This window comes from Stenotrophomonas sp. Y-13, from assembly GCF_046267925.1.
Lineage (GTDB): Bacteria > Pseudomonadota > Gammaproteobacteria > Xanthomonadales > Xanthomonadaceae > Stenotrophomonas > Stenotrophomonas acidaminiphila_A.
In genome coordinates, this window is record NZ_CP176501.1 from 2,894,066 (window position 1) to 2,920,725 (window position 26,660).

Sequence of the window (26,660 nt, forward strand, 5' to 3'; positions counted from 1 at the left end):
CCACCGCATCCTTCCAAGGTACAGAACCGATGAATCCCAACGCCCGCACCGCCCGCGTCCCACACCGCCCCACGGTCAGAACGCTCGTCAGCGCGATCGGCGCGTTGACCCTGGCCGCCTGCAGCAACATGCCGCCGCGCAGCGTGCAGGAACTGCCGCCGACCGAGTACAAGACGCTGGAGCGCAGCGGCACGGCCATCGTCGAGGAATCGAAGAAGCTGGCCGCCCAGCAGGACCGCATGCGCGAACAGGTCGAGCAGCGCATGCAACAGCAGGCCGAGGCCGCCGCGCCGGTGGCGCCGGCCTACGACCCGCTGGAAAACACCGTGGTCAGCATCAGCATGTTCAACGCCGACGTCGGCCAGCTGCTGTGGGCGCTGGCCGACGAGCTGAAGATGAACCTGATCGTCGACCCGCAGGTGCTGGAACAGCGCCAGCGCACCAGCCTGCACCTGCGCAACGTCAGCGCGCGCGAGGTCTACAACCACATCCTGGGCGCGTTCGACCTGCACGGCGAGATCCGCGGCGGCGCGCTGGTGGTCGGGCAGATGCGCGAACGCATCTTCAACGTGGACCTGCTGAACGCCAGCACGTCCTTCGACCTGTCCACCGGCGGCGACGTGTTCGGCGCCGGCATCCAGAGCGCCGGCGGCGGCGGCCAGTCGCTGCGCGGCACGCTCACCATGAGCGGCAGCGTCGGCAAGGAAAGCGACCCCTACAAGCAGCTGGATGCCGCGCTCAAGGTGATCCTGGGCAGCGACGAGCAGGCCGCCACCGCGCGTGGCCCGGACGCACCGCCGGCGCCGGAGAAGAGCCGTTACAGCCTGGACCCCAGCTCCGGCACGCTTTTCGTGCGCGCCCGCCCGTCGCAGATCCGCGCGGTGGAGGAACTGGTCGGCCACACCACGACCAAGATGCGCCGCCAGGTGCTGGTGGAGGCGCAGATCCTGGACGTCTCGCTCAACGACAACTTCCAGTACGGCGTGGACTGGAACCTGCTGCGCAACCGCGTGGCCGGCATCTACGGCGACAGCCCGGCCACCATCGCACCGCTGCCCGGCACCCCCGCCAACCCCGACCTCGGCATCCCGGAAAACCCCAACCTGCTGCCCTACCAGCGCTATGGCCGCTATGGCGACCAGGCGCGCAACATCATCTTCCCCAACCAGACGCTGGGCTCGGTGGCTGGGCGCGGGCTGGGCATCAGCTACCTGACCGACACGTTCTCGGCCGCGCTCAACGCGCTGCGCACCTTCGGCAACGTCAAGGTGCTGTCCAACCCCAGCGTACGCGTGCGCAACGGCAGCCCGGCCTACCTGAGCGTGGGCTCCAACATCCGCTACGTCACCAAGTCCACCAGCAATTTCTCCAACACCGGCGGTGGCACCGCGTACAACCAGTCCACCGACATCCAGACCGATTCGCTGTTCTCCGGGGTGGTGATCGGAGTGGCGCCGATCGTGCACGACAACGGTGGCGTCGAACTGCTGGTGCACCCGATGCAGACCGAAGTAGTGCCCGGCAGCCTGGAGCTGCAGAAGTTCCCCAACGGCAACGCGGTCACCCTGCCGGTGGTCAACGTCAAGGGCATCACCACCACGCTCAACCTGCGCGATGGCGACACCGTGCTGCTCGGCGGGCTGATCGACCAGAAGGCCAACCTCAACGACAGCGGCATCCCCGGCCTGTCCGACGTGCCGGCGTTCGGCAAGCTGTTCGGTTCGCGCGCCAAGCAACAGAGCACCCGCGAGCTGGTGCTGGTGCTGCGGGTGAAGGTGATATGAGCCTGATCCACGACGCGCTGCGGGAACACGACGCGCCGGCGCTGCCGGTGCGGCCGGCGCCGCGCGCGTCCTGGTGGGCACGGCGGGCGCCGTCCACCCGCGGCCCCCTTTTGTTCGCGGCAGCCGGCCTGGGCGGCTTCGTGCTGGCCGGCGCGGTGCTGCTGGGCGTGGGCGCGCGCGGCACCGCCGCGCCGTCGGCGGTCGCCGGCAGCGGCGCCGCCCCGCCCACCACGGCGACGACCCTCGCCACAGTGCCCGCGGCGCCGGCCGTGGCCCCCGCGCCCGCCCCGGCGCCGACGGCCAGCGCCGCGAGCGTGGCGGTACAACCGCCGGAATCCACGCCGGCGGTCGTTCCCGCGCCGCAGCCGGCGTCCGACACGCCCGCAAGCAACACGCCGGGCGTCGCCACACCGGCCCCGGCCCGGTCGGCGCCGCTGCCGGCGACCGCCGCCAACGACAGCGCCGCGCCTGCGATCCACATCGAGGTCGAACGCCGCAGCGGCGCCGCCCCGGCCGATGCCGGCGGTGACGGCCGCGCGGTGGAACAGGCCGTGGCCGATGTCGAGCGCGCGATGGCCGGCGGCGACCTGGACAACGCCCGCCAGGCACTGGCGCGGCTGGCTGGCCTGCTCTCGCCGGAGAGCCTGACCCTGCTGCGCATGCAGGCCTGGGTCGCGCATGCCGGCAACGACACCGACCAGGCCGAAGCGTTGTACCGCCGGATCGCCGAGCGCGTTCCCGAAGACGTGAACGCCGGGGTCAACATCGCCCTGCTCGACGCCCGCCGCGGCGACGCCGACGCCGCGCGTGCGCGGCTGGCACGGCTGTCCGGGCGCCATCCGCGCTCGCCGCAGGTGGCTCGCGCGCTGGCCGAACTGGACCGCGGCGCGCCATGAACCCGGCCCTGGCCCGCCACCTGCAGACGCTGGGGCTGGAACGTGCGCCGTTCCCGCCCACGCCCGATGCCGCGGCGTGGTTCCAGACCGCGCGGCTGGAAGCCGAGCGGGTCGAGGCCGCGCACTGCCTGCGTACCCGCGCCGGCTTCGTGCTGCTGACCGGCGAGATCGGCACCGGCAAGAGCACCTTCCTGCGCCGGCTCCTGGTCGCGCTCGGTGGCGAGGGCATGGTCACCTCGCTGGTGTTCAACACCTTCCTGCAGGGCCCGGACCTGCTGGCCGCGGTACTGCGGGACTTCGGGCTGGAAGCGCGCGGCACGCCGGCGGCGGACATCGACACCCTCAACCGCTTCCTGGTCCAGCAATGGCGCGCGCAGGCGACCTGCGTGCTGATGATCGACGACGCGCAGAACCTGACCCTGGAAAGCCTGGAACTGCTGCGCCTGCTCACCAACCTGGAAACCGGCCAGGAAAAGCTGCTGCAGATCGTCCTGGCCGGGCAACCGGAACTGCGCGCCAACCTGGAACAGCCCGGCATCCGCCAGCTGACCAGCCGCATCTGCAAGCACGTGCAGCTCGACGTCCTGGCCGCCGACGAAGTGCAGCGCTACGTGCATTTCCGGCTGGATGCCGCCGGCAATCCCAGCCCCGGCATCCGCCTGCGCGCCGATGCCGCGCTGGCGCTGCACCGCGCCAGCGGCGGCAACCCGCGCCGCATCCACCAGATCATGGACCGCTGCCTGTATGGCCTGTACGCGATGCCGGCGCAGGCGCGGGTGATCGACCCGGCGCTGGTGCGTACCGCCGCCGCCGAAGCCGGCGCGCGCCCGCTGGCACGCCGCCTGCGGCGCACGCGGCCGGCGCTGGCCACCGCCGCCTCGCTGGCCGGGGTGCTGGCCGCGACACTGCTGGCGCTGGCGCTGCGCGGCGCCGATTCACGCGCCGGCGATGCCCCGCCGGCAGCCGCGGCAATGCCGCTGCAGGCCACCGCCGCGCCCGCCGGCGACGACGACGACGCGGACTGGAGCGGCTGCCTGCGCCGCCTGGGCCAGGCCGGGGTGCAGGTACAGGCGGTCACCGATACCTGGCTGGCACGGCTGCCCACGCGCGAAGGCCTGTGCCTGCAGCGGCTGGCCGACGGCTGGCAGGCGGGATGGCGTGCGCGGCTGCGCGCGGAGGATTTCCTGGCCGCGCAGGACCAGCGCGCGCGCGTGCTGGCGGTGCAGGTGCTGCTGCAGGCCGAAGGCCTGTATGGCGGCCCCCTCGATGGCCTCTACGGGCCGCGGATGCGCGCGGCGATCGCGCGCTTCCAGCAACACAGCGGGCTGCCCTCCAGCGGCGCCCCCGACCCGGCGACCCTGTTCCTGTTCGACACCCTGCTGGCGGCCCGCGCCGCCACTTCGTCCACTTCCCCGGAAACGCAACACCATGGCAACGGTTGATCCCTCCCCCGCCCGCCCCGCGACCCCGCCCGCCGTGCAGCGCGACGGCACGCGCCTGGGCGAACGCCTGCTCGAACGCGGCCTGATCGACGCCACCCAGCTGCAGTACGCACTGCAGAAGAACGAGGTCGAGAAACAGCGCCTGGGCCGCGTCCTGATCCGCCACGGCCTGGCCAACGAGTCGGACATCGTGCGCGTGCTGGCCGAGATGAACGGCATCGAGTACGTGCAGGTGGACACGCTGGCGCATGCCGAACCGCAGGTGCTGGCGATGTTCAACCGCGAATTGTGCCAGCTGCGCCAGTTCCTGCCGCTGCGGCGCAGCGGCGATGCGCTGGAAGTGCTGCTCGGCGATGCCGACACCCAGGCCGTGGGGCAGCTGGTGCTGCAACGCTGCGGCCTGCGCTGCCGCTTCCTGCAGGGCGAATACGGCAAGGTCGCGCGGCTGATCCGCCACACCTACTACTTCGCGCAGAACCCGGTCGAAAGCCTGCTCGAACGCGAGATCAAGCGGCTGTCGACCGACAACGACCATGCCTACAGCCCGGAAAAGCTGCTGGACTACCTGCTGCACTACGCGGTGCGCGAGCGCACCACCGACATCCACCTGGCACCGTCCGACGACAGCCTGCACGTGCTGTTCCGCGTCGACGGCGTGCTGCGGCCGATGTTCGCCATGCCGCTCACCCTCAACCGCCTGCTCGGCTACATCAAGCTGACCGCGGAAATGGACATCTCCGAACAGCGCCGCCCGCAGGACGGCAGCTTTCGCGCCACGGTGCTGGATTCGTCGGTGACGGTGCGCGTGTCGACCCTGATCACCGATGCCGGCGAGCGCACCGTCATGCGCCTGCTGCCCGAGCACAGCGACCTGGCCGGGCTGGAGGAACTGGGCTTCTTCGCCGAGGACGTGGCGGTGCTGGAACGCCTGTTCGCGCGCCCGGCCGGGCTGGTGCTGATCACCGGCCCCACCGGCTCGGGCAAGAGCTCCTCGCTGCATGCCGCGCTGCGGATGCAGTCGCTGATCGAGCGCAACGTGCTTACCGTCGAGGACCCCATCGAATACCGCGTGCCCGGCGCCGGCCAGACCGAGGTCAACCGTCGCGCCGGCTACGAGTTCAGCTCCGCGCTGCGGCATTTCCTGCGCCACGACCCGGACGTGATCCTGCTGGGCGAAATGCGCGACGCCGAGACCGCGCAGGCGGCGCTGGAAGCGGCGGCCACCGGCCACCTGGTGCTCTCGACCCTGCACGTGACCACCGTGTTCGGCGTGGTCCCGCGACTGCGCCCGCTGGGGCTGGAGGCGCAGGTCATCGCCGACAACCTGCTGGCCGTGGTCAACCAGCGCCTGGTGCGCCAGAACTGCCCGTTCTGCGCCCACGAAGTGCCCTTCAGCGAGCGCGAACTGGAATGGCTGGACCTGCCGGCCGGCTGCTGCGGCAAGCGCGGCGCCGGCTGCGAGCGCTGCCGCGGCAGCGGCTTCCATGGCCGCCTGCCGGTGTACGACATCATGGTGGTGGACGAAGCGCTGGCCAACGGCATCGCCGACGACGTCAGCCGCGAGACGCTGCGCAGCCTGGCCATGAACGCCGGCTTCCGCAGCATCGAGGACGTCGCCAGGGCGCGCGTCATCGCCGGCCAGACCACCAGCGAGGAAGTGATGCGCGTGGCCGGCGTGGGGCCGGCGCCATGAACGTCTACTACTACCGCCTGCTGCTCTCCAGCGGCCGCGTGCGCGCCGGCGTCACCCAGTTGTCGGTCGAACACGATTCGTCGGCGCGGATGTGGCTGGAAAAGAACTTCGACGCGGTCGTGCTCACCCTGTACCGCTTCCCCGGCTGGCTGGCCGAAGCGCAGCGCACCATCACCCAACTGGTCAAGCCGAGCATCCGCTCGGTGGAGCTGGCCGGGATGCTGCGCGACCTGGCGGTGATGACCTCCAGCGGCATCCCGATCATGGAATCGCTGCGTGCGGTGGCCAACGAGGTCGGCGGTGGCCGCACCTCCAACGCCGCCCGGCTGGCGCGCCGGCTGCTGGACGAACTGGATGCCGGCGCCTCGCTCAGCGACGCGGTGTCGCGTTACCCGGATGCGTTCCCGGAGACCGTGCGCAACCTGCTGATGATCGGCGACGAAACCGGCACCATGGACAAGATGCTGATGGAGTCGGCCGACCACATCGAACGCATCTCCAAGATGACCGCCGACACCCGCCAGGCGCTGATCTACCCGGCGTTCGTGTTCTCGGCGATCTTCGCCGCCGGCGGCTTCTGGATCTACTACGTCATCCCCAACCTGGCCGATCTGTTCAAGCAGATGAACGCCAAACTGCCGCCGCTGACCATCGCGGTGATGAAGGGCTCGGAATGGCTGATCGGCCACATCGGCTTCATCGCCGTGGCCATGGTGGTGTCCGCGTTCGTGCTGTGGGTGGCCTGGCGCTACAGCCGCGGCTTCCGCCGCGCCGCGCACTACACCCTGCACAAGCTGCCCATCGCCAGGACCATCATGTACTCCTCGGGGCTGGCGTTCTTCACCGAGTACATGGCGCTGCTGATCCGCGCCGGCGTGGACATGGTCAGCAGCCTGCAGGTGATGGAACGGGCGATGCGCGACGAGTACTACCGCGACCGCATCATCGCCATCCGCCAGGTACTGGAGCGCGGCGACCGGGTGTCCGCGGCGATGCGCCAGGTCGGCGGCTTCCCCTCGATGATGGTGCGCATGATCGGCGTCGGCGAGGAGACCGGCACCCTGGATTCGCAGTTCGCGCGCCTGTCGGCCGAGTACAGCCTGCGCCTGCAGCGGCTGATCACCAATCTGTCCGAAGTCATCAAGCCGGTGGTGGTGCTGCTGGCCGGCGGCATGTTCGTGTTCCTGATCGTCGCCCTGCTGCTGCCCGTCTACGACCTGGTCAAGCAGGCCATCGCTTCCCCGCAGTTCTGAGGATCCCGTCATGCACCGTCCTACCCGCCCCCTGCCGTCGGCCGCCGGCTTCACCCTGATGGAGATGTCGGTGGTGCTGGTGATCATCGCGCTGATCATCGGCGCGGTCAGCGTCGGCCGCGACGTCTACCGCAGCGCCGAGGCCGAACGCATCGGCAGCGAGTTCGTGCAGGGCTGGATCGTCGCCTACGACCGCTACGTGCAGCAGAGCGGGGTGGTCCCCGGCGATACCCCGGCCAACCCCAGCGGCCGCATCAACGGCCAGCTCGACCGCAACGGCCGCGAGCTGTGCGACGACCCGGGCAACTTCGCCCTGCGCAAGGCCATGCTCGAACGCGGCGTCGCGCTGCCGCAGGGGCGCGCCGAGGGCATGGAATCGTTCTACGTCTACCGCGACAGCCAGGGCAACCCGCAGCAGCTGCAGGTGTGCTTCGACACCGTCATCGACTGGGCCGAGCCCACGCCCACCGGCGGCTACCAGCCGCGGGTGCGCAACATCATGGTGCTCAAGGGCCTGACCCCGGAACTGGCCAACCAGCTCGACGCGCGCATCGACGGCCGCATCGACGCCTGTTTCGGCCGCCTGCGTGAGCAGGCGCCGATCCCCAAGTACAGCGGCGGCAGCAGCCTGTGCAATGTCGCCGTCGGCAGCAGCAGCGCATCGCAGCCGCGGCCATGGACCGAGGACGACACCCAGACCCGCAACGGCCGCGAGGACGGCCTGGTCAAGGTGATGACCGGCTACCTGCGGATGAACCAGTGACCCCGTTTCCGCTTTCCCCCAACGGCCATTCAGGACACCCGTCATGAACCAGCCCACGCGTCTTCCACCCGCGGCCGCGACCCCCGCGCAATCCGGCTTCGGCCTGCTCCAGGTGATGCTGATCCTGCTGCTGGTCGGCAGCGCGCTGGCCGCTGGCGCGGTGCTGTGGCAATCCAAGCGCGCGCCGGCGCAGGCCGTGGCCCAGGAGCAGGCGCTGCGCTGGGCGGACGAGGCGATCGCCGCCTTCGCCGCCGCGCACGCGCGCCTGCCGTGCCCGGCCGACACCGCCAACGGCGAGGAGAACTGCGCCTCGGGCAACGCCAAGGGCTGGCTGCCCGCGCGCACCCTGCTCGGCGCCTCCGGCGACGGCATGCGTTTCGGTCCGGTGGCCTACATGGTCTATCGTGGCGACGCCGCCACCCACCTGGACCTCACCGCGCCGGGCAATACCTACCAGCCGCCCCTCACCGACGGCAGCGTGCGCGAGATCATCACCCGCGACGAGGACGGCGAAGAGACCGGCCGTCGCGGCTTCGTCGCCGTCAACGGACTGGACCTGTGCCGCACGCTGGAGCTGGCGCAGGTGCAGCCGCACGATCCGCTGCGCGCCGGCAGCGCCGGCGTGCCCTGGAACGTGGCCTACGGCATCGCCGCCGCCGGCCCGCAGTCCGGGGCGTCGCGCCTGGATGACGCCAACGCCGCCGGTGGCGCGCAGATGGCCGCCCCCTGGCAGGAATGGAGTGGCGGCTACGACGACCGCGTGCGCGTGCGCACCTTCGACGGCGCCGGGCAGATGCTCGGCTGCCGGCTGCTCGGCGGCGCCACGCCGGCACCGCTGGCGCGCGCCTACGCCACGCCGCTGGGCCTGCCCGGCGCGGCGGCCGCCACCGCCACGCCCTACAACGTGTCGCTGGCCGGCATGGACGTGCTGGCCGCCGCGGTGACCCTGCACGATGCGCTGGGCGAGCTGCAGGCCAGCAACATCGACGCCACCGAATCGGCCGTGCAGGGCGCGGTCCAGGCGCAGATCTCGGTGATCTTCAAGCTGGTAGCCACCGCCATCAGCCTGTCCGACAACATCACCACGCTGGTGACCTCCTCGGTATCGCTGGTGCGCGCCATCGTCACCTGCATCGCGTCGCTGGGCACCACCTGCGCCGAAGTGCCGATCAAGACCTCAGCGGTGGTCACCGCGGTGGTCGGCCTGGGTACCAAGGGCGTGACCCTGGCGGCCAAGGCCGCCTCGCTGCCGCTGGTCAGCGCGGCACTGGCGGCCACGATCAAGGCGCGCGACCTGGCGCGCAAATCGGCCATTCCGCCGGTCAGCAACCCCGAAGAAGCGCGCCGGCAACTGGAATGCACGCTGTGGGCGCGCAACTGCGGCGACGACGAGGGCGTGGTCAAGACCGAGCTCAACCCGGACTGGCGCGAGGGCGACGACCCCAAGGACAAGTACCGCATCGTCTACCGGCGCGACGCCAACGGCAACCCGATCCCGCGGCTCGATGCCGACGGCAAGCCGATGTACGACAGCAGCGGCAACCCGCTGTACGAACCGGAATACGAGGCCGGCGCGCCGCGCAAGGGGCTGGAGCAGGAAACCGAGGAGGCCAGGAAGAACTGGCAGACCCTGCAGGTGCAGGTCGATGCCCTGGAAACCTGGCGGCTGGCGCCGTGGGGCGTCGCCGTGGCCGGCAATGGCGACCTGAGCGAGAACGGCCGCATCGTCGAGCGCATCGACGTGGAGGCCACGCGCCAGCGGATCTGCGACGGCAACTGGAAGGACTGCCGCTACGGCAAGGCCCAGGTCCGGGTGGAGTGCCGTTATGTCGGTGCCAACGCCGGGCAGTACGTGCTCAATGGCGGCACGTGCACCCATGTCGGCACCGAGACCATCCCCGAACCGGACCCGAACGACGCCACCCGGACCATCACCGTCACCCGCCCCAAGGGCGACCGCGACCGGGTGGAGATCACCGACTACGTCTACAACCAGGACCAGGCGGTGACCGACGCCATCGCCCTGCGCACCCTGGCCCAGGACTGGTCCAGCCTGCGCATGCGCAAGGAGGAGCTTGACCGGGAAATCAAGCTGCGCGAGGACAACTTCAACAGCTGGTTCAGCGGCGGCGATTCGATCCTGTCGAAGATGAAGGCGCAGCGCGACGACAGCCAGCATTGCGGCGCCAGCCCGCAGACCGCCATGACCCGGCAGAAGTGCGACAACGCCAACCTTACGGTCCTGTACATCGAGACCTGCCAGAAGCCCGAGCCGGTGCGCGAGTGCAAGGCGGTCAGTCCCGGCACCGGCCGCTACCGCGACGCGGCGTGCACCGACCGCAACGGCAGCGATGCCGAAAAGAACTACGGCTGGGTCGAGACTCTGTCGCCGCCGCCCTATCCGCGCGACCCCACGCCGGATGCGGTCTGCAAGCCCAACATGCAGGACCGGCTCAACGAGCTCAGGGCCGAACAGGCCGGGCTGCAGCAGGGCATGGACAACGCCCGCAACGCCTACAACGGGCGCATCAACCGCAAGGAAGCACCGTGGCTGACGTACCCCACCGGCGCCGGCTACGACTGGTTCCAGTGGGCCATCGAGATCACCCGCGACAAGGACGACAACCCGGTCAGCTATGCCTGGAAGCAGTCGCCGATCGTGGAGACGTATACGTATTCCTGCAAGAAGTCGGAGAACCAACCGATCTGGGTGCCCGGCGATCCCAACGCCACCCCACCGACCGCCGGCTACTGGAAGGACAACTGGGTGGAAGTGGACAGCACCTGCACCGCCAACCGGCGGCTGCCGTTCTACGCGCCCGAACCCTACGGCGGCGGCCGCCCGCCGCTGCTGATCACCAGTCCGGCGAACACGCCGCTGTTCGGGACGCTGCAGCTGTATGAACTGCTGCCGGAGAACGCCTGCGCGTACTTCAACAGCCGCCAGTGGAACGGCAGCCAGTGGTGGTGGCCCGGCAGCATCACCTGGGGCGACACCTACAAGGTGGGCCTGTACTGCCAGCGCTATCCCTACAGCCGCGCGTTCGAGGACTGGAAGCGCGCCAAGCTCGGCGCCAGCAACGCCAAGAAGCACTACGACGACCTCTACGCCCAATACGAGAAGCTGAAGCAGGAGTACGAGGACATGCGCAGCGGCAGCGTCAGCGGCGGCGACGAGATCCCGATGGCGTTCGGCGCCGAACCGGCGCTGGAATGGGCCGACTCGCGCGGCTCGGCCGGCCCGCAGCCGCTGGTGCAGCCATGAGCCGCGCCCCGCACCGCCTGGCCCGCGCCGGCTTCACCCTGGTGGAACTGGCCGTGGCGCTGGCCATCGCCGCGCTGCTGACGGTCCTGCTGGTCAGCCTGTTGCCGCTCGGCAACAGGGTGCTCGACGCCGAGCGCCAGCGGCAGGAACTGGCGCAGGCCGAACAGGCGCTACTGGGCTACATGCGCAGTACCGGGCACCTGCCCACGGCCGACGGCGACGGCAACGGCCGCGCCACCGGTGCCGCCGTGGGCTGGCTGCCGGTGGCCGAGCTCGGGCTGCCCGCCCGCATGCGCATCCACTACCAGGTGCAACCGCGGCTGGCGGTGGCGCCAGGCAACGCCTTCGATCCGCTGCTGCCGCCCACCGATCCGCTGGCGGTCACCGGCAACAGCAACGGCCTGGACCTGTGCATGCAGTTGCTGCTGGAACAGCGCAGCGACATACCGATGGCCGGGCTGGGCATGCCGGTGGCCTACTACCTGGGCCATTCCGGGCTGGCCGGGCACGGCCGCGCCGATGCCGACGCGCAGTGGAAGCCGGCGGCGCAGACCATGCCCGGCACCCCCACCGACAGTGACCTGGCCACGGTCGCCGCCGGCCCCGGCGAACTCGCAAGCCGCCTGTCGTGCACCGACCGCCTGGCCCGCGCCCAGGGCAGTGCGCAGGCCGCGCAATCGGCCTGGAGCTCGCTGGAGCTGACCCGCTTCAACTTCGAGTTCCGCGAGTTCGACATCCACATCGCCGAAACCACCCGCGACCAGGCCGCCGTCAGCCTGGCGCTGGCGGTGTACGCCATGGCCGAGTCGATCACCAACGAGGCCATCGCCCTCACCCTGCTGGCCTCGGGCTGGCCGCCGGACGGGCTGACCATCGCCGCCGGCGCCAAGCAGCTGGCCAAGTCGGTGGTGTCCATGGGCATGGCGGCCAAGAGCCTGGCCAGCGCGGCCATCGCCCTGAAGGACGCCCAGGATGCGGTGGAGGACGCCAGGACCCGGCGCGACCAGGTCAGGAACTTCATGGAGCGGATCGACACGCTTTACCAGGACGCCCGCGACACCGCCCTTACCCTGGATCGCGCAGGACTGAACCCATGACGCCCACCGCCATCTCCCCCGCCCGCGCGCGCCAGCGCGGCTTCTCGCTGATCGAACTGACCGTGGCCCTGGTCATCCTCGGCATCATCGGCATCCTGCTCACCCGCTGGCTGAGCGACACCGCGCACGAGCGCAGCCAGGTGGCACAGCGCGACCTGCTGCAGCGCGCCGACGACGCGGTGCTGGGCTATGCCACCATCCACGCGCGCCTGCCCTGCCCGGCCAGCCCGCTCAGCGACGGCCGCGAGGACTGCGCCCAGGGCGAGGTCGGCACCCTGCCCTGGCGCACGCTGAGCCTGCCCGACCGCCGCGCCGGCAACATCCGCTACGGCGTCCTGCGCCGCAGCGGCGACAGCGCGCCGTTGGCCGGCTGGAGCACCGCCGCCCAGCGCGTGGCCGACGTGGATACCGCGTTGCCGGCCGACCTGGCGCAGATCGCGGACCAGGCGGTGCCGCTGCAGGTGACCATCAACGCGCCGCGGTTCGTGCCCTTCAGCAAGCTCCAGCCGTGGGACAACTGCAGCGTGGTCGATTGCGCCAACCTGCCGCACAGCGGACTGAACAGCCTGAACAGCATGGATTTGTGCAATGCCCTGCGCAACGCGGCGATGCTGCCGGCCAGCGCGGAGCACGTACACACCCGGCGCGAGCTGGAGCCAGCGCAGGTCGCCGGCAACGTCGCCTACGCGCTGGCGGTGGTCGATCCGCTCGCGCCCGCGCACGACGCCACCTCACCGGTGTTCCAGTCGCCGCGCCGCCCCGGCGGCGGCCCCGACAACTACCAGGACAAGGTGCTGGCGGTGGGCATCGACCAGCTGTGGAGCCGCCTGCGCTGCGGCGAGCACTACGCCCCGGCGCTGTACGCGCACGCCAACGTGGCCATGGCCGCGCGCCTGACCACGCCGGCCATGGCCAACCACGAGGTGCAGCTGGACATCATGGTCGAGCTGGGCGTGGCCGAAGCCATGAACGCCTCGGTGGCGCTCATCGACGCCACCGCCGACCTGATCAACACCACCTCCGAGACCCTGGACACCATCGCCGAGATGTTCGAAACCTATGGCGGCTGGAACTGGCGCGTGGCCGTCGCCGGCGGCAGCATCGGCACCGCCGTCGGCAGCACCATCGCCGCCGGCGCGGCGCTGGCCGCGGCAGGCACCTATGCCGCCACCTCGCGGCAATACCGCGACCAGTTCGCCGCCCGCTTCCCCGACGAGGCACGCCGCCTGGAAATCGAGATCGTCAGCAATGCACGCCGCGCCGACATGCTCGGCGGCTTCCCCGACGACACCGTGCGCACCGCGGCGAAGAACCTGCAGTACACCGGGCCCTGAGCCGGACGCGCCAAGGCAACGGGCCGGCGGCCGATCCCGCGCCGCGCGCCTGTCCGCCGCCCCGGCATGCGGGTCCGCGCGCGTGCCGAGGCGGACGCGCGCGCATGCCGCCCTGTCATCGAACGGGAAAGTCACGGAACGAAAAAGCCGCCATCGACGGACGCTGGCGGCGCTGTGTGCGGGTGCGGCCGGGATGTAGACGGTGCCCGGTAACGGACCGCCGGCACGGTCATGCGCCGGCGCCCGGCTCAGGCACGCATCGCCTTGTCCTGCGGTGCCGCGCGCGGCGCGCGGATGCGACCATAGCCACGCAGCGATGGCGCGGCCGCATGGCGCTGCGCGATCTCCATCGCCAGGGTGTGGGTCGCCGGCTGCGGCTCCACCGCCAGTTCCTGCTCCAGCCCGCGGGCCAGCGTCCGGTAGCAGTGCAGGGCCATGTCCGGTTCACCACGCTGCGCGTACAGGCGCATCAGGCTGCGCTGCTGCGATTCGTTCCACGGGTCGAGCATCACGTGGCGTCGGCACAGGTTCACCGCGACCTCCAGGTCCTGGCTGGCGGTAGCGTCCTCGCGCGCGCGCTCCAGTGCCTTGAGCAGGCGCTGCAGCGCCCACGCCCGTGCGCCCGGCAGCCATTCGCAGAATTCGTCGCAGTGCTCCAGGGCCACGCCTTCGAGCAGTTCGCCGGCGTCCTCCAGCCACTCCCGCGCGGCGCTGCCGGCGATCTGCGCCGGTTCCAGCAGGTCGATGTCGAACAGCCCCTGCGACGCCTGCGGGCACAGGTGCACGTGCTCGCGGTCGATCAGCAGCACGCCTTCACCGGCGACGGCGACGATCGCGCGGTTCAGATCGGCCAGCACCTGGCGCAGGTTGGTCAGCGCCGCCCCCGGGGCGAGGTCGGGCCACAGCATCGCCGCGATGCGGCTGCGGCGATGCACGCGTGGGCGCTCGACCGCCAGGTAGGCCAGCAGTGCCCAGCCCTTGCGGTAGGCAAGGCGCCCACCCTCGCCGATGCGGCATTGCCCGAGCAGCCGGACCAGCGGCTGCGCGTTACCCGGCCACGCGCTCATGGCCCGGTCCCCCCGGTGCGGTTCGATAGACACAGGCTTCCATTCCCCCTATGGCAGGCGAGAAAACGGTTCATGTGGTTCCCCAGCGTTCGGATTGGCGGCCCGCTGTTTTTCGGGGCCTCACTGATAAAACCGTGAAAACCGTCCGCGTCCCATCACGCATCTTCACCTGCTGTTGACGCCGCTGCAGACCGACAGCCGGATCCGGATCCGGAGCGACGCCTGCCGCGCCGCGGGCGCGTCTGCATGCGGGCGCATGCGGCGGGCGCGGGCGTCCCCGATCCGCGCAACTGGCGTATTGGCGGCACCCGGGCGCAGCGCCGGCAAACCACTTTCATCGGCAACCATGCCGCAGTGACAACCGTTTCCGACGCCCGCGGCCGGACACACGCGGGTAACGGGCCGCCACGCTTGACAATGCCGAAAGTGCCGTGGTTATCTCGAGCCATGCTGCAACGCCACACCAGCGCCAACCCGAACCGCACCCCGGCCACCGCCGCGGCGTCGCTGCTCGTACTCGTGCTTATTACCGAGCCCACAGGTGCGGGACGAGCTGGCGCGTAGCAGAAAAAAGCCAGATTCGATCAAAAACCCCGCGCCGACCCCGGTGCGGGGTTTTTCGTTTCCAGCATCCATTTCAACTGAAACCATGTTCACCACCGATACCGCCACGCACAAACACAGCACCCGCGCCGCCATGCGCGCCGCTGCGGCGTGCATGGCCCTGATCCCTCCCCCGGCGGCCGCCGCGTCCTGACGCGACGGCCGTTTTCTTTTGCGCTCCCTCTCTCACTGCAAGGAACCGAGTCCATGAGCTCCAACGAACTGCCCCAGATCAAGATCGCCGTCATCGGTTACGGCAGCCAAGGCCGCGCGCATGCGCTGAACCTGCGTGAATCGGGCTTCGAGGTAACCGTGGGCCTGCGCCCGGGCGGCCCGACCGAAGCCAAGGCCCAGGCCGACGGCTTCGTGGTCAGGACGCCGGCCGAGGCGGTCAAGGACGCCGACCTGGTCGCGGTGCTGACTCCGGACATGGTGCAGAAGAAGCTCTACGAGGACGTGCTGGCGCCGAACATGAAGCAGGGCGCCTGCCTGCTGTTCGCCCACGGCCTGAACGTGCACTACGGCATGATCGCCCCGCGCGAGGACCTGGACGTGGTGCTGGTGGCGCCCAAGGGCCCGGGCGCGCTGGTGCGCCGCGAGTACGAGATCGGCCGCGGCGTGCCGTGCATCTACGCCGTCTACCAGGACCGCAGCGGCAAGGCCGAGCAGTTCGCGCTGGCCTATGCCGCCGGCCTGGGCGGCGCCCGCGCCAACATCATCAAGACCACCTTCAAGGAAGAGACCGAAACCGACCTGTTCGGCGAGCAGGCGGTGCTGTGCGGCGGCGCCTCGGCGCTGGTGCAGGCCGGCTTCGAGACCCTGGTCGAAGCCGGTTACCAGCCGGAGATCGCCTATTACGAAGTGCTGCACGAGCTGAAGCTGATCGTCGACCTGTTCTACGAAGGCGGCATCACCCGCATGCTCGAATTCGTCTCCGAGACCGCGCAGTACGGCGACTACGTCAGCGGCCCGCGGGTGATCGACGCCAGCACCAAGGCGCGCATGAAGGACGTGCTCACCGACATCCAGAACGGCACCTTCACCAAGAACTGGGTGGCCGAGTACGAAGCCGGCCTGCCGAACTACAACCGGTTCAAGCAGGCCGACCTGGAGCACCCGATCGAGAAGGTCGGCAAGGAGCTGCGCGCCAAGATGGTCTGGCTGCAGGCGCAGAACGCGTAACCGCGCGGTCCCCCACCCGCACAGAGCAAAGGTCAAGGTCGCTGCATGAACACTCCCGTCCACGGCGCGCCACGCAATGGCGCACGCTGGTTGACGCAGGCCCTGGAGGCCGAAGGCGTGCAGACGCTGTTCGGCTACCCGGGCGGCACCATCATGCCGTTCTACGACGCATTGGTGGATTCCACCCTCAAGCACATCCTGGTGCGCCATGAGCAGGGCGCGGCGCTGGCCGCCAACGGCTACGCCCGCGCCAGCGGCAAGGTCGGCGTGTGCGTGGCCACCTCCGGCCCCGGCGCGTCCAACCTGGTCACCGGCATCGCCGACGCGATGCTCGACTCGGTACCGATGGTGTGCCTGACCGGACAGGTCGGCACGCCGCTGCTGGGCACCGATGCGTTCCAGGAGCTGGACGTGTTCGGCATGACCCTGCCCATCGTCAAGCACAGCTGGCTGGTGCGCCGCGTCGACGACCTGCCGCAGGTGGTGGCCGACGCGTTCCGCGTGGCCCGCGAAGGCCGCCCGGGCCCGGTGCTGATCGACCTGCCCAAGGACGTGCAGCTGGCCGACGCCTCGCACCTGCCCGAGCACGTGCCGGCCACGGTCGCCCCGCTGCCGCCGCCGGACCCGCAGCACCTGGCCGCGGCGCTGGAGATGATCGCCGCCGCCGAGAAGCCGGTGGTCTACGGCGGCGGCGGCATCGCCCTGGGCGGCGCGGTGGAGGACTTCCGCCGCTTCGTCGAGGCCTCCGGCATTCCCACCGTGCTGACCCTGCGCGGGCTGGGCGCGCTGCCGGCCAACCACCCGCAGTACCTGGGCATGCTGGGCATGCACGGCACCCGCGCCGCCAACATGGCGGTGCAGGAGTCGGACCTGCTGATCGTGGTCGGCGCCCGCTTCGACGACCGCGCCACCGGCAAGCTGGCCGAGTTCGCGCCGTTCGCGCGGGTCATCCACCTGGATGCCGATGCCTACGAGATCGACAAGCTGCGCGGCGCCGACATCGCCCTGCCCGGCGACCTCAAGGCCGGCCTGCGCGCGTTGTCCGGCAACCGCGGCAACTGCAACGGCTGGCGCGCACGCTGCGCCGCCAACCGCGAGAAGTTCGCCGCGCGCTACGACGCCCCCGGCCAGGACATCTACGCCCCGGCGCTGCTCAAGCGGCTGAGCGAGATCGCGCCGCCGGACACGGTCATCGCCTGCGACGTCGGCCAGCACCAGATGTGGGTGGCCCAGCACTGCCGCTTCAACCACCCGCGCAACCACCTGACCTCCGGCGCGCTGGGCACCATGGGCTTCGGCCTGCCGGCGGCGATGGGCGCGCAGTTCGCCTGCCCGGACCGCACCGTGGTGCTGGTCTCCGGCGACGGCAGTTTCATGATGAACGTGCAGGAGCTGGCGACCATCGCCCGCTGCCGCCTGCCGGTGAAGATCGTGCTGCTGGACAACGCCTCGCTGGGCATGGTGCGGCAGTGGCAGGAACTGTTCTTCGCCGAGCGCTACAGCGAGATCGACCTGTCCGACAACCCGGACTTCGCCGCGCTGGCGCAGGTGTTCGGCATCCCGGCCACGCGCATCACCCAGCGCGCCGACGTCGAGGACGCGCTGGCCGCGCTGCTCGACACCCCCGGCCCGGCGCTGCTGCACGTGGCCATCGACGCGCGCGCCAACGTGTGGCCGCTGGTGCCGCCGAACAACGCCAACAGCACCATGCTGGAGGGCAACCCCGCCCATGCCAAGGCAACGCAGGAGAGTTCCAATGCAATACCGGCTTGACCTGGTGCTGACCCCCGCCGAAGGCGCGCTGCTGCGCGTGCTGGGCATGGTCGAGCGCCGGGGCTTCGCGCCCTGCAACATCGCCGGCAGCCGCCAGCCCGCCGACGCCGGCCGCTGGCACGTGCAGCTGGAAGTCAGCGGCGAGCGCCCGCCGGAAACCCTGTGCCGGCAGCTGGAAAAGGTCTACGACTGCGAATCGGTGCGGATCGTGCCGCTGGAACCGGCCGGGGTGGCGGCATGAATCCCGACGTAGGCGACGTACGGCGCCTGCCCTGTCCCGCCCGGGGCAGGGCCCGCGCGCGGAGGCGTCTTCTTCGACGCCCGCCGCACGCCCCGGGCCTTGGCCACGTACATGCCTGACCTTGGCCGCCCCGTCGTCGCCGCCGCGGACACCGGCGCGATCAACGTCAGCGTCGCCGACGTGCTGGCCGCGCAGGCACGGCTGCGGCGCTTCCTGCCGCCCACCCCGCTGCACTACGCCGAGCGCTTCGGTACCTGGCTCAAGCTGGAGAACCTGCAGCGCACCGGCTCCTACAAGGTGCGCGGCGCGTTGAACGCAATGCTGGCCGCCCTGGAACGCGGCGACGAACGCCCGGTGATCTGCGCCTCGGCCGGCAACCACGCCCAGGGCGTGGCCTGGGCCTCGTTCCGGCTGGGCGTGCAGGCCATCACGGTGATGCCGCACGGCGCACCGGCCACCAAGATCGCCGGCGTGCAGCACTGGGGCGCCACCGTGCGCCAGCACGGCAGCAGCTACGACGAAGCCTACGCGTTCGCCCGCGAGCTGGCCGAGCAGAACGGCTACCGCTTCCTGTCCGCGTTCGACGACCCGGACGTGATCGCCGGCCAGGGCACGCTGGGCATCGAACTCGCCCCGCACGCACCCGATGTGGTGATCGTGCCGATCGGCGGCGGCGGCCTGGCCTCGGGCGTGGCGCTGGCGCTGAAGTCGCAGGGCGTGCGCATCATCGGCGCCCAGGTCGAGGGCGTGGATTCGATGGCGCGCGCGATCAAGGGCGACGTGCGCGAAATCGCCCCGGTCGCCACCCTGGCCGACGGCGTCAAGGTCAAGATCCCCGGTTTCCTCACCCGCCGCCTGTGCGCCAACCTGCTCGACGACGTGGTCATCGTGCGCGAAGCCGAGCTGCGCGAAACCCTGGTGCGGCTGGCGCTGGAAGAACACGTCATCGCCGAAGGCGCCGGCGCGCTGGCGCTGGCCGCCGGCCGCCGCGTCGCCGGCAAGCGCAAGTGCGCGGTGGTTTCCGGCGGCAACATCGACGCCACCGTGCTGTCCACGCTGCTGTCCGAAGTGCGCCCCAGCCCACCGCGCAAACCGCGCCGGCGCAACGCCGAACGACTTAGAAGCCGCGTCGCCCCCAACGCGCCGCGGCCCTCCCGAAACGAACACCCCAACATCATCGCACCCGCTGTCGAGGAGACCCTCTGGTGACTACTCCAACCATCAACACCCCGCGAATTACCATCTTCGACACGACCCTGCGCGATGGCGAACAGTCACCGGGCTGCAGCATGACCCCACCGCAGAAGCTGGTGATGGCGCGCGCCCTGGCCGAGCTGGGCATGGACGTGATCGAAACCGGCTTCCCGGCAAGTTCCCAATCCGACCGCGAGGCCATGGCGCTGATCGGCCGCGAGATCCGCGACCCGGTGCTGGCGGTGCTGTCGCGCTGCCTGCCGGGCGACATCGAAACCTCGGCCAGGGCGCTGGAGGCGGCGGCGCGGCCGCGCCTGCACGTGTTCCTGTCCACCAGCCCGCTGCATCGCGAACACAAGCTGCGCATGAGCCGGGAGCAGGTGCTCGAATCGGTACACAAGCATGTGAGCATGGCGCGCGGCTACATCGACGACGTCGAGTTCTCGGCCGAGGACGCCACCCGCACCGAGCTGGAGTTCCTGACCGAAGTGGCGCAGGTGGCGATCGCCGCCGGCGCGCGCACCATCAACCTGCCCGACACCGTGGGTTTCACCACCCCGGACGAGATCCGCGCGATGTTCCGGCATGTCATCGGCAATGCCGCCGGCGCCGACAAGGTGGTCTTCAGCGCGCACTGCCACAACGACCTGGGCCTGGCCGTGGCCAACTCGCTGGCCGCCATCGAAGGCGGTGCGCGCCAGGTGGAAGGCTCCATCAACGGCATCGGCGAGCGCGCCGGCAACTGCGCGCTGGAAGAGATCGCCATGGTGCTGAAGGTGCGCAACGCGTTCTACAACTTCGACACGGGCTTTGACACCCGCCGCATCGTGCCGACCTCGCAGCTGCTGCAGCGGCTGGTGGGCATGCCGGTCCAGCGCAACAAGGCCATCGTCGGCGCCAACGCGTTCGCGCACGAGTCGGGCATCCACCAGCACGGCATGCTGCGCAATCGCAACACCTACGAGATCATGCGCCCGGAAGACGTGGGCTGGGAGTCCTCGCAGATGGTGCTGGGCCGCCACAGCGGCCGCGCCGCGGTCGAGGCGCGCCTGCGTGCGCTGGGCTACTGGCTGGAAGAGGAAGAGCTGAAGCTGGTGTTCGACCAGTTCAAGGCGCTGTGCGAGCAGCAGCGCGTGGTCACCGACGCCGACCTGCAGACCCTGATGCAGGGCAACTCCGGCGGCGACGGCTACCGCCTGGCGTCGATGACCATCAGCGACGTCGGCAGCCGCGCCAACGCGCTGGTCGAACTGTCCGACCCGGAAGGCAACCGCGTGGCCGAAACCGCGCAGGGCGACGGCCCGGTGGATGCACTGTTCTCGGCGCTGTCGGCCGCCACCGGCGTGCAGCTCACCCTGGACAGCTACCACGTGCACAGCGTCGGCATCGGCGCCGACGCGCGCGGCGAGGCCAACCTGGGCGTGCGCCACGAGGGCAACATCTACGAAGGCACCGGCACCAGCCGTGACATCATCGAGGCCAGCGCGCTGGCCTGGCTGGACGTCACCAACCGCCTGCTGCGCCAGCGCGAAGGCAACAAGACCCAGGAAGCCGTCAGCGCCTGAGCGCGACGGCCCCGCATAGGCAACGGAACCAACACGCAATGAGCTCCGCACCCAAGACCCTGTACGACAAACTGTGGGACGCGCACGTCGTCGTCCCCGAAAGCGACAGCGCGCCGGCCGTGCTGTACATCGACCTGCACCTGATCCACGAAGTCACCTCGCCGCAGGCGTTCACCGAGCTGCGCGAGCGCGGACTGAAGCCGCGCCGCCCGGACCGCACCAAGGCGACCATGGACCACTCCACGCCGACCCTGCCGGCCGGCGCCGACGGCAGGCTGCCGTATGCGAGCAAGGCCTCCGAGGCGCAGGTGCAGATGCTGGCCAGGAACTGCGCCGAATACGGCATCGAGCTGTTCGACATGGCCTCCAGCAGCCGCGGCATCGTCCACGTGATCGCCCCGGAGCAGGGCTTCACCCAGCCGGGCATGACCATCGTCTGTGGCGACAGCCACACCTCCACCCACGGCGCGTTCGGCGCGCTGGCCTTCGGCATCGGCACCAGCGAAGTGGGCCACGTGCTGGCTACGCAGTGCCTGCTGCAGCGCAAGGCCAAAACCATGGCGATCACCGTTGACGGCGAACTGGCGCCGGGCGTCGGCGCCAAGGACGTGGTGCTGCACATCATCGGCGTGATCGGGGTCAACGGCGGCACCGGCCACGTGCTGGAATTCCGCGGCTCCACCATCGCCGCGATGGACATGGAACAGCGCATGACCCTGTGCAACATGTCGATCGAGGCCGGCGCCCGTGCCGGCATGGTGGCGCCGGACCAGACCACCTTCGACTGGGTCGCCAACACCCCGCGCGGCCCCAAGGGCGCCGAGTTCGACAAGGCGGTCGCCTACTGGAAGACGCTGCGCAGCGACGACGGCGCGCGCTTCGACGTGGAAGTGCGCATCGACGCTGCCGACATCCGCCCCACCCTGACCTGGGGCACGCACCCGGGCACCGCCATCGCGGTGGACGCGCCGATACCGGCCGCCAACGACGCCGCCGCGCAGAAGGGCCTGGACTACATGAAGTTCGAAGCCGGCCACGCCCTGGCCGGCACGCCGGTGGACGTGGTGTTCGTCGGCTCCTGCACCAACGGCCGTCTGAGCGACATGCGCGAGGTGGCGCAGGTGCTGCGTGGCCGCCGCGTCGCCGCCGGCGTGCGCATGCTGGTGGTGCCCGGCTCGGAAATCGTCAAGCGCGACGCCGAGGCCGAAGGCATCCACGAGATCGTGCGCGCCGCCGGCGCCGAATGGCGCGAACCCGGCTGCTCGATGTGCATCGCCATGAACGGTGACCTGGTCGCGCCGGGGCAACTGGCGGTGAGCACCAGCAACCGCAATTTCGAGGGCCGCCAGGGCCCGGGCTCGCGTACCCTGCTGGCCTCGCCGATGAGCGCCGCCTGGGCGGCGGTGAACGGCAAGGTCGCCGACGTGCGTGAACTGTTCGACCAGGAGGTGGCGTGATGGCCGGTTTCCGTACCCTGAGCTCGCGCAGCGTGGTGCTGCGCCAGACCAACATCGACACCGACCAGATCATCCCGGCGCGGTTCCTGTCCACCACCGAGCGTGCCGGGCTGGGCAAGAACGCGTTCAACGACTGGCGCTGGCAGGCCGACGGCACGCCGAACCCGGCATTCGCCTTCAACCAGCCGCAGAACGCCGGCCGCTCGATCCTGCTGGCCGGGCGCAACTTCGGCTGCGGCTCCTCGCGCGAGCACGCGCCGTGGGCGCTGACCGACCTCGGCCTGCGCGCAATCGTGAGCAGCGAGATCGCCGACATCTTCCGCGGCAATGCGCTGAAGAACGGCCTGCTGCCGATCGTGCTGGACGAAGCCGACGTGCAGGAACTGATGCAGCGCCCGGACGACGAACTGACCATCGATGTCGCCGCGCGCGAACTGCGCACCCCCGCCGGCAAGGTGTACGCCTTCCCGCTGGACGGCTTCTCGCAGACCTGTCTGCTGGAAGGCGTGGACCAGCTGGGCTGGCTGCTTGGCCGCGTGGAAGAGATCGAACGCTACGAGGCCGCGCGCGCGGCGTGACGCCCCCTACCGCCCGCACCCGCCGCCACGGGTGCCGGGCCGAACGACAGCAACAGGACAACCGGAACCCCCATGCAAGCCAACATCGTCGTACTGCCGGGTGACGGCATCGGCCCCGAGATCACCGTCGCCGCGGTGGACGTGCTCAAGGCCATCGCCGCGCGCTTCGGCCATGACTTCACTTTCGCCGAACACGACATCGGCGGCATCGCCATCGACAACCACGGCGAGCCGCTGCCGGCCGCCACCCTGGACGCGTGCAGCAGGGCGGACGCCGTGCTGCTCGGCGCCGTCGGCGGGCCCAAGTGGTCCGACCCCAACGCCAAGGTGCGCCCGGAACAGGGCCTGCTGGCCATCCGCAAGGCGCTGGGCCTGTTCGCCAACCTGCGCCCGGTGCGCACCCACCCGGCCGCGCTGCACGCCTCGCCGATCAAGCCCGAGCTGCTGCAGGGCGTGGACTTCGTGGTGGTGCGCGAGCTGACCGGCGGCATCTACTTCGGCGACAAGACCCGCGACGCCGACAGCGCCAGCGACCTGTGCCGCTACACCGTGGCCGAAATCGAGCGCGTGCTGCGCAGCGCCTTCCGCCTGGCCCGGCAGCGCCGCGGCAAGCTGACCTCGGTGGACAAGGCCAACGTGCTGGAGACCTCGCGGCTGTGGCGCGACGTGGCCGCGCGCATCGGCCGCGAGGAATTCCCGGACGTGGAACTGGAACACCAGCTTGTGGATTCCATGGCCATGCACCTGATCGCCAAGCCGCGCGCCTACGACGTGATCGTCACCGAAAACATGTTCGGCGACATCCTCACCGACGAGGCCTCGATGCTGGCCGGCTCGCTGGGCCTGCTGCCGTCCGCCTCGCTGGGCGAACAGGGCAAGGTGGGTATCTTTGAACCCATCCACGGCTCGGCGCCGGACATCGCCGGCAAGGGCATCGCCAACCCCTACGCCACCATCCTCAGCGCGGCCATGCTGCTGCGCCACTCGCTGGGGCTGGAGGACGAAGCCGCCGCCGTCGAGCAGGCGGTGGCCGCCGCGCTGGACGACGGCCTGTTCACCGCCGACCTGGCCGCGCAGGGACGAGCGCTTTCCACATCCCAGGCGGCGCAGGCGGTGCTCGCCCGCCTGCAATGACCCACGACGCGGCCCCCGGGCCGCGTTTTTCGTTATGGCTGTCCTGTTGTTGTCCTTTCCCCACCTTCAGGAGGAATGCCCTTGAACCACCGCAGTCCCGACGCGTTCCTTGCGTACGTCGCCCGCCGCGACCCTGACCAGCCCGAGTTCCTGCAGGCGGTCAAGGAAGTCACCCTCAGCCTCTGGCCGTTCCTGCAGCAGCACCCGCAGTACGCGCGGCATGGCCTGCTCGAACGCCTGGTGGAACCGGAACGGGTCATCCAGTTCCGCGTGGCCTGGGCCGACGACAGCGGCCGCACCCACGTCAACCGTGCCTTCCGCGTGCAGCACAGCGCGGCCATCGGCCCGTTCAAGGGCGGCATGCGCTTCCACCCCTCGGTGAACCTGTCGATCCTGAAGTTCCTGGCCTTCGAGCAGACCTTCAAGAACGCCCTGACCACCCTGCCCATGGGCGGCGGCAAGGGTGGCGCGGACTTCGACCCCAAGGGCAAGAGCGAGGGCGAGGTGATGCGCTTCTGCCAGGCGCTGATGCTGGAGCTGTACCGCCACCTCGGCCCGGACACCGACGTGCCGGCCGGCGACATCGGCGTGGGCGCGCGCGAAGTCGGCTTCATGGCCGGCATGATGAAGAAACTCAGCAACGACGCCGCCTGCGTGTTCACCGGCAAGGGCCTGGCCTACGGCGGCAGCCTGATGCGCCCGGAAGCCACCGGCTACGGCACCGTCTACTTCGTCGAGCAGATGCTGCACCACGCCCGCCGCGAAACCCACGGCGCCCGGGTGCTGATCTCCGGCTCCGGCAACGTCGCCCAGTTCGCCGCGCTCAAGGCCGCCGAACTCGGCGGCAAGGTGCTCACCTTCTCCGACTCCGGCGGCACCCTGTACGCCCGCGACGGCTTCGACGAACAGGCCATGCAGGACGTGATGGCGCTGAAGAACGAACGCCGCGGCCGCCTGGCCGAACTGGCCGGCGACAAACGCTTCGAGTTCCTCGAAGGCCGCCGCCCCTGGCACATCCCCGCCGACATTGCCCTGCCCTGCGCCACCCAGAACGAACTGGACGAAAGCGACGCCCGCACCCTCGTGCACAACGGCGCCCTGTGCGTGGCCGAAGGCGCCAACATGCCCTCCACCCTGGAAGCGGTGGACGTATTCCTGCAGGCCGGCACCCTGTACGCCCCCGGCAAGGCCAGCAACGCCGGCGGCGTCGCCACCTCCGGCCTGGAAATGAGCCAGAACGCATTGCGCCTGTCCTGGCGCCACGCCGACGTGGACGAACGCCTGCACGTGATCATGAAAGAGATCCACGCCAACTGTGTGCAGCATGGCAAGCGCGCGGACGGCAGCGTCAACTATGTCGATGGCGCGAATATCGCCGGGTTCGTGAAGGTGGCTGATGCGATGTTGGCGCAGGGGTTGTATTAGGGAATACGGACGACTGCCAGTAGACCGGGACCTTGAGACCCGATCCCGGGACCACTTTGAGCAGTACCGGCTCGAGTGGTAACGTTCCTTGGAGACAATCTCACAGGGGATGTGCAACGTGTTTACGTTCCAAAATGCGCACTGGGATCAGCGCGAAGTCACGCCGAATACAGGGGCAGGTTGAGAGAGCCTGTACACAGAGCGCCAGAATATACACTGGCGCCAGTGATCTTTTTTCTCGAAACTTGATCAAGAGGGATTGGAATGGCTATCGCAAACGATCACCAACTGCGCGAAACGGCAGAAAAGGTTTCCGCACTTATTCAAGAGATGCAGAACTACTTGGGCGAGAGAAACACAGAGGAAGGAAAAATTCGCTTTCCATACGGATTTATCAGGACTGCCAAACATTTCCGCGCGCGAATAGCATTCCTCGATGACCACACCCTTCAATCCAATATCGCATACACGTTGATTTTATCGGATGTTCTTCGCTGGGCACTCAACCGGATGCACGTCGTTGGCACCGCAAGAGAAATGCTTGCGAAGCAGATAATTTGTGTAATGGGCGGCATAGCGGAAAGTACGACAAAGCACTACCTGCGTGGACAGGTTAGTACACATGCTGGCTATAAAGCCAGGACAGCAAAACTTGTCGAGATTGGCGCCATAAATCAAGAATTAAAAGAAGAACTTGACTGGCTATGGGACACCCGAATGAACGAGCACCTATTCTTGGTCGGGGATCTCGAGTATCAGCGTTATTCGGTGAGAGAATCAAACCGTGCAGTTAGAGCGTTCAAATCCTTACGAGAATCACTAGAAACACACCATGCAGCCACCCCAAAATAAATCACTCAATCCGACACCGCATCACGGCACAGCTCGGCCTTTTGCCATACCGCGGAAGGAAA

The 26,660-nt window shown here is 69.7% G+C and carries 21 protein-coding genes; 19 read left to right on the top strand and 2 right to left on the bottom strand.

Annotated elements, in window-relative coordinates:
• Positions 1-29 precede the first annotated feature (29 nt).
• The 9 genes from mshL to ACJ7VY_RS13135 are packed head-to-tail and all read left to right on the top strand — an operon-like array spanning position 30 to position 13,527.
• Positions 30-1,784, top strand: a complete 1,755-nt coding sequence (mshL, locus tag ACJ7VY_RS13095; RefSeq protein WP_409475785.1) for a pilus (MSHA type) biogenesis protein MshL — start codon at positions 30-32, stop codon at positions 1,782-1,784.
• Positions 1,781-2,680 carry a tetratricopeptide repeat protein gene (locus ACJ7VY_RS13100; RefSeq protein ID WP_409475786.1) on the top strand — a complete coding sequence of 300 codons (900 nt, stop codon included), beginning with the start codon at positions 1,781-1,783 and terminating at the stop codon, positions 2,678-2,680. The genes mshL and ACJ7VY_RS13100 overlap by 4 nt, the downstream gene beginning before the upstream one ends.
• Positions 2,677-4,122 carry an AAA family ATPase gene (locus tag ACJ7VY_RS13105; protein WP_409475787.1) on the top strand — a complete coding sequence of 482 codons (1,446 nt, stop codon included), beginning with the start codon at positions 2,677-2,679 and terminating at the stop codon, positions 4,120-4,122. Before ACJ7VY_RS13100 ends, ACJ7VY_RS13105 begins: the two co-directional genes overlap by 4 nt.
• The gene (locus ACJ7VY_RS13110) at positions 4,109-5,815 is read left to right on the top strand and encodes a GspE/PulE family protein (protein ID WP_409475788.1); all 1,707 of its coding nucleotides are present in this window, start codon (positions 4,109-4,111) and stop codon (positions 5,813-5,815) included. The genes ACJ7VY_RS13105 and ACJ7VY_RS13110 overlap by 14 nt, the downstream gene beginning before the upstream one ends.
• Positions 5,812-7,068, top strand: a complete 1,257-nt coding sequence (locus tag ACJ7VY_RS13115) for a type II secretion system F family protein (protein ID WP_104939520.1) — start codon at positions 5,812-5,814, stop codon at positions 7,066-7,068. The genes ACJ7VY_RS13110 and ACJ7VY_RS13115 overlap by 4 nt, the downstream gene beginning before the upstream one ends.
• A 10-nt stretch (positions 7,069-7,078) precedes the next feature.
• Positions 7,079-7,831, top strand: a complete 753-nt coding sequence (locus tag ACJ7VY_RS13120) for a type II secretion system protein (RefSeq protein ID WP_161615243.1) — start codon at positions 7,079-7,081, stop codon at positions 7,829-7,831.
• A 43-nt stretch (positions 7,832-7,874) separates the two neighbouring features.
• The gene (locus tag ACJ7VY_RS13125) at positions 7,875-11,096 is read left to right on the top strand and encodes a hypothetical protein (RefSeq protein ID WP_409475789.1); all 3,222 of its coding nucleotides are present in this window, start codon (positions 7,875-7,877) and stop codon (positions 11,094-11,096) included.
• Positions 11,093-12,193, top strand: coding sequence for a prepilin-type N-terminal cleavage/methylation domain-containing protein (locus tag ACJ7VY_RS13130; protein ID WP_161615245.1), 1,101 nt, complete (start codon positions 11,093-11,095; stop codon positions 12,191-12,193). Before ACJ7VY_RS13125 ends, ACJ7VY_RS13130 begins: the two co-directional genes overlap by 4 nt.
• Positions 12,190-13,527, top strand: coding sequence for a type II secretion system protein (locus ACJ7VY_RS13135; RefSeq protein WP_161615246.1), 1,338 nt, complete (start codon positions 12,190-12,192; stop codon positions 13,525-13,527). Before ACJ7VY_RS13130 ends, ACJ7VY_RS13135 begins: the two co-directional genes overlap by 4 nt.
• 248 nt (positions 13,528-13,775) lie before the next feature.
• On the opposite strand, the gene ACJ7VY_RS13140 is transcribed toward ACJ7VY_RS13135, so the two are convergent.
• Positions 13,776-14,594 carry a BTAD domain-containing putative transcriptional regulator gene (locus tag ACJ7VY_RS13140; protein ID WP_161615247.1) on the bottom strand — a complete coding sequence of 273 codons (819 nt, stop codon included), beginning with the start codon at positions 14,592-14,594 and terminating at the stop codon, positions 13,776-13,778.
• 435 nt (positions 14,595-15,029) lie between these two features.
• Positions 15,030-15,314 carry a hypothetical protein gene (locus tag ACJ7VY_RS13145; protein ID WP_409475790.1) on the bottom strand — a complete coding sequence of 95 codons (285 nt, stop codon included), beginning with the start codon at positions 15,312-15,314 and terminating at the stop codon, positions 15,030-15,032.
• A gap of 90 nt (positions 15,315-15,404) precedes the next feature.
• Here ACJ7VY_RS13145 and ilvC point away from each other — a divergent pair, with 90 nt between their 5' ends.
• The 10 genes from ilvC to ACJ7VY_RS13195 all read left to right on the top strand — a co-directional run bounded on the left by ilvC (position 15,405) and on the right by ACJ7VY_RS13195 (position 26,598).
• Positions 15,405-16,379: a ketol-acid reductoisomerase gene (gene ilvC / locus ACJ7VY_RS13150; RefSeq protein WP_161615249.1), complete on the top strand. Its 975-nt coding sequence runs from the start codon at positions 15,405-15,407 to the stop codon at positions 16,377-16,379.
• 45 nt (positions 16,380-16,424) lie between these two features.
• The gene (ilvG, locus tag ACJ7VY_RS13155) at positions 16,425-18,152 is read left to right on the top strand and encodes an acetolactate synthase 2 catalytic subunit (protein ID WP_409475791.1); all 1,728 of its coding nucleotides are present in this window, start codon (positions 16,425-16,427) and stop codon (positions 18,150-18,152) included.
• Positions 18,136-18,393, top strand: coding sequence for an ACT domain-containing protein (locus ACJ7VY_RS13160; protein ID WP_054667479.1), 258 nt, complete (start codon positions 18,136-18,138; stop codon positions 18,391-18,393). Before ilvG ends, ACJ7VY_RS13160 begins: the two co-directional genes overlap by 17 nt.
• A gap of 159 nt (positions 18,394-18,552) precedes the next feature.
• Entirely contained in the window at positions 18,553-19,602 is a 1,050-nt protein-coding gene (locus ACJ7VY_RS13165; RefSeq protein ID WP_409476817.1) for a threonine dehydratase, read from the top strand.
• Positions 19,599-21,152 carry a 2-isopropylmalate synthase gene (locus ACJ7VY_RS13170; protein ID WP_409475792.1) on the top strand — a complete coding sequence of 518 codons (1,554 nt, stop codon included), beginning with the start codon at positions 19,599-19,601 and terminating at the stop codon, positions 21,150-21,152. The genes ACJ7VY_RS13165 and ACJ7VY_RS13170 overlap by 4 nt, the downstream gene beginning before the upstream one ends.
• A 38-nt stretch (positions 21,153-21,190) precedes the next feature.
• Positions 21,191-22,609 carry a 3-isopropylmalate dehydratase large subunit gene (gene leuC / locus ACJ7VY_RS13175; protein ID WP_409475793.1) on the top strand — a complete coding sequence of 473 codons (1,419 nt, stop codon included), beginning with the start codon at positions 21,191-21,193 and terminating at the stop codon, positions 22,607-22,609.
• Positions 22,609-23,187, top strand: a complete 579-nt coding sequence (gene leuD / locus ACJ7VY_RS13180) for a 3-isopropylmalate dehydratase small subunit (RefSeq protein ID WP_409475794.1) — start codon at positions 22,609-22,611, stop codon at positions 23,185-23,187. Before leuC ends, leuD begins: the two co-directional genes overlap by 1 nt.
• 72 nt (positions 23,188-23,259) lie before the next feature.
• A complete protein-coding gene (gene leuB / locus ACJ7VY_RS13185) occupies positions 23,260-24,321 on the top strand; it encodes a 3-isopropylmalate dehydrogenase (RefSeq protein WP_409475795.1) in 1,062 nt (353 codons plus the stop codon).
• A 75-nt stretch (positions 24,322-24,396) separates the two neighbouring features.
• Positions 24,397-25,746, top strand: a complete 1,350-nt coding sequence (gene gdhA, locus ACJ7VY_RS13190; protein ID WP_409475796.1) for an NADP-specific glutamate dehydrogenase — start codon at positions 24,397-24,399, stop codon at positions 25,744-25,746.
• Positions 25,747-26,010: 264 nt separating this feature from the next.
• Positions 26,011-26,598: a hypothetical protein gene (locus ACJ7VY_RS13195; RefSeq protein WP_409475797.1), complete on the top strand. Its 588-nt coding sequence runs from the start codon at positions 26,011-26,013 to the stop codon at positions 26,596-26,598.
• The last annotated feature ends 62 nt before the right edge of the window (positions 26,599-26,660 follow it).